Here is a 3,785-nt window from a genome sequence, read left to right as displayed (position 1 = left end):
GCCGGCATCGCCGAGACCGAACGCCTCGCCGCCGCCACCGCGCGGGTACGCGATCTGGTCAACACCCCCGCCGCCGACCTCGGCCCCGAGGAGCTGGAGGCCGAGGTTTCCGCGCTCGCCACCGCGCATGGCGCGACGCTGAACGTCACGCGCGGGCGCGAGCTGGAGATCGGCTATCCGATGATCCACGCGGTCGGCCAGGCCGGCGCGCGCGGGCGCGAGCCTAGGCTGATCGAACTGGAATGGGGCCACCCCGATCATCCGCGCATCGCTATCGTCGGCAAGGGCGTGGTGTTCGATACCGGCGGGCTGGACATCAAGCCGTCATCGGCGATGCGGCTGATGAAGAAGGACATGGGCGGCGCCGCGCACGCGATCGCGCTGGCCGAACTGGTGATGGCGGCGCGGCTGCCGGTGCGGCTCCACCTGCTGGTGCCGGCGGTGGAGAATGCGGTCGCCGGCAATGCCTTTCGCCCCGGCGACGTGCTGCGCTCGCGCAAGGGGCTGACGGTCGAGAACACCAACACCGATGCGGAGGGGCGGCTGATCCTGGGCGACGCGCTGGCGAAGGCGGTGGAGGGCGATCCCGAACTGATCCTTGACTATGCGACGCTGACCGGCGCGGCACGGGTCGCGCTCGGCCCCGACTTGCCGCCGCTGTTCGGCAACGACGATGCGCTGGCCGAGGAATTGCTGGCGGCGGGCCGTGCGGAGGGCGATCCGCTGTGGCGGCTGCCGCTGTGGGACGGGTATGACGAGATGCTCAAGTCCGACATCGCCGATCTGGTCAATTCGCCCGACGGCGGCTTCGCCGGCGCGATCACCGCCGCGCTGTTCCTGCGCCGCTTCGTGCCGCAGGATATCGCCTGGGCGCACATGGACGTCTTCGCCTGGCGCCCCGCCGCCAAGCCGGGCCGGCCAAAGGGCGGCGACGCGTTCGGGCTGCGCGCGGCGTGGCGGGTGCTGAAGACGCGCTATCCGCGGGGATGAGGGGGAGAAAGCGCAACAGCGTCTACAGCATCGAGCGGTAAATCGGGATCACCTCCCCCCCCGACCCGTTCGGGCTGAGCTTGTCGAAGCCCTGTACTTTTTTCTTCAGAAGAAGAAGGGCAGCCCTTCGACAAGCTCAGGGCGAACGGAGGAGAGGATATCAAGTTTTAACGCGACATGCTCTAATAATTGGCTAAGCTCGCAAGCAACATCCAGGTTAGCCATGCCAAGGCAATGACTGTGCCGGCTAGCGCTACCACGCCCCATACGGCTTGCCCCTGTCTTGAATGCCTGAAGTCGGCTACGGTCCGTTGGCCGCAATAAACCACGTTGCACACCATCAGCGTCAAAGACATCAGGATGAAGAACGGCATTATGGCTGACTAACTGATACGGTCGGCAGCGGAAAGGTCATTCCGAAAAGACAGGTTTCGAGAACTGGTAACCGCTGATCGTCCGCAAGTGGGGCGGCGCTACCCTACCCGGCCCGCGCCGCCGCCTCGATGATCGGCACGAACTTGGCGGCGGTCAGGCTGGCGCCGCCGACCAGCGCGCCGTCGACGTCGGGCACGGCGAAGATCGCGGCGGCGTTATCGCCGGTCACCGATCCGCCGTAGAGGATGCGCACCCCGTCCGCTCCATCGCCGATCAGCCCGCGCAACGTCGCGCGCGCCGTCGCGTGGATCGCCGCGATATCGTCCGGGGTGGGGGTGCGCCCGGTGCCGATCGCCCACACCGGTTCATAGGCCAGCGTCAGCCAGCCGCCGTCCGCCCCATCCGGCAACGATTCGGTGATCTGCCTGCTGACCACCGCTTCCGCCTCTCCGGCGTCGCGTTCCTCGCCGGTCTCGCCGACGCACAGGATCACGCGCAGCCCGCCCCGGTGCGCCGCGATCGCCTTGGCGCGGACGTCGGCGCTGGTCTCGCCGTGATCGGCGCGGCGTTCGGAGTGGCCGACGATGGTGAAGTGCCCGCCCGCGTCACGCACCAGCGGCGCGGAAATGTCGCCGGTATGCGCGCCCTTGTCAGCGGCGTGGACGTCCTGCGCGCCGATATCCAGCTCCGGTTGGCGTTCGGCGGCGGACAGGATCAGCGTCGCCGGCACCGCCACCGCGACGTCGACACCCGGCGCCGCGCGCGCGGCGGCAGCGATCGCATCGAGTTCGGCCAGCGCGGCACGGTCGCCGTTCATCTTCCAGTTCCCCGCCACCAGCTTGCGTCGCGCCATCATGTCACTCCCGAAGTTCACGCGCCCGGATAGCGCAGCCGGCGCGCGGCACAACCTTGATGGCGCGCCCGCCTCCCCCTAAAGCGGCACGTCCGATCCTGTTCGCAAGGCCGCCATGCTCACCTTTTTCCGCCGCATCATCTATTCGCGCGTAGGCGTCGTCGTCACGCTGGGCGTGCTCGTGCTGATCGCGCTGGCGTTCGCGGCGGGCGACATCACCGGATTGCAGGGCGGCGGCCAGTCGTCGCTGCCCGGCGGCGAGGTGGCCGAGGTCGGCAAGACCAAGATCACTGAGACCGAGCTGAAATCGCGCGCCAACCTCGCGCTCGACGCCTATCGCCAGCAGCAGCCGACGCTGGACATGGCCGGGTTCGTCACCGGCGGCGGGCTGGATTCGGTGCTCGACCGCACGATCAACGGCATTGCGCTTCAGGCGTTCGCGCTCAAATCGGGCATGTCGATGAGCAAACAGTCGGTGGACGGCGAGATCGCCAGCATCCCGGCCTTTCAGGGGCTCGACGGCAAGTTCAGCCAGCAGGCCTATGACAATGTCCTGCGCCAGCAGCGCATAACCGACCAGCAGATCCGCGAGGATATCGCCCGCGACACGCTGGCGCGCCAGTTGCTCGCGCCGACGCTGGGCGCGGCACAGGTGCCGGCGCAGATCGCGACGCCCTATGCCTCGCTGCTGCTTGAGCGGCGGGTCGGCACGGTCGGCTATATTCCGGTGTCGGCGGTCGATTTCGGCGCGCCGCCGTCCGATGCGGACCTGCAGACCTATTACAACCGCAATCGCGGCCGCTACACGGTGGGCGAGCGCCGCGTCGCGCGCTACGCGATCGTGCGCGCGGCCGATGTCGCCGCCACCGCCAAGCCGACCGACGCCGACATCGCCGCGGCCTACAAGGCGCAGGCTGCCCGCTTCGCGGCCGCGGAGAAGCGCAGCGTGACACAGGTGGTCGTGCTCGATCAGGCCGGCGCCAACGCGATCGCCACCAAGGTCAAGGCCGGCACGCCGATCGCCGACGCCGCCCGCGCCGCCGGGCTGGAGCCGAGCGAATTCGCCGGGCTGGAAAAGGCCGCGCTGGCCCGCCAGACCGCCCCCGCGATCGCTGACGCCGCCTTTGCCGCCGCCAGCGGCGCGGTGATCGGGCCGGTGCGCTCGCCGCTTGGCTGGCACGTGGTCAAGGTCGACAAGGTGGAGGCGATCCCGGCAAAGACGCTCGACCAGGCCCGCGCCGAACTGACCACCGAGCTGAGCAAGTCCAAGGCCGCCGAGGCGCTGGCCAAGGTCCACGACGACCTCGACGCCGCGATCGGCGAGAGCGCGACCTTTGACGAGATCGTCAAGGACGCCAAGCTGAAGCCGGAGGCGACGCCGTCGCTGCTGGCCGGAGGGCTCAACCCGGAGGCGCCGACAGCGCAGCCCGATCCGCTGCTGGCGCGCATCGTCGGCACCGCGTTCACCGCCGAGCCGGGCGACGCGCCGCAGATCGTCCAGATCGACGCCGACGGCAGCCTCGCGCTGGTCGGCGTGGGCCAGGTGACCCCGGCCGCGCCGCGCCCG

3 protein-coding genes are annotated in these 3,785 nt (G+C 69.6%); 2 read left to right on the top strand and 1 reads right to left on the bottom strand.

Features of this window, described 5'->3' with window-relative positions; translation table 11 throughout:
- Window positions 1-990 (top strand): leucyl aminopeptidase family protein (locus VNR91_RS07680; protein WP_325490184.1); only part of this gene is annotated, 990 nt, incomplete at its 5' end.
- A 478-nt stretch (window positions 991-1,468) separates the two neighbouring features.
- Here the strand turns inward: VNR91_RS07680 and tpiA are convergent.
- Window positions 1,469-2,218 (bottom strand): triose-phosphate isomerase, encoded by a 750-nt coding sequence (tpiA, locus tag VNR91_RS07675; protein WP_325490183.1) that lies wholly within the window; start codon window positions 2,216-2,218, stop codon window positions 1,469-1,471.
- A gap of 115 nt (window positions 2,219-2,333) precedes the next feature.
- On the opposite strand from tpiA, the gene VNR91_RS07670 reads away from it, so the two are divergent.
- Window positions 2,334-3,785 (top strand): peptidylprolyl isomerase (locus VNR91_RS07670; RefSeq protein ID WP_325490182.1); only part of this gene is annotated, 1,452 nt, incomplete at its 3' end.

It is taken from the genome of Sphingomonas sp. (genome assembly GCF_035555815.1).
Lineage (GTDB): Bacteria > Pseudomonadota > Alphaproteobacteria > Sphingomonadales > Sphingomonadaceae > Sphingomonas.
Note: the sequence above shows the minus strand (reverse complement) of the source record. Positions and strands in the feature narration are given on the sequence as shown.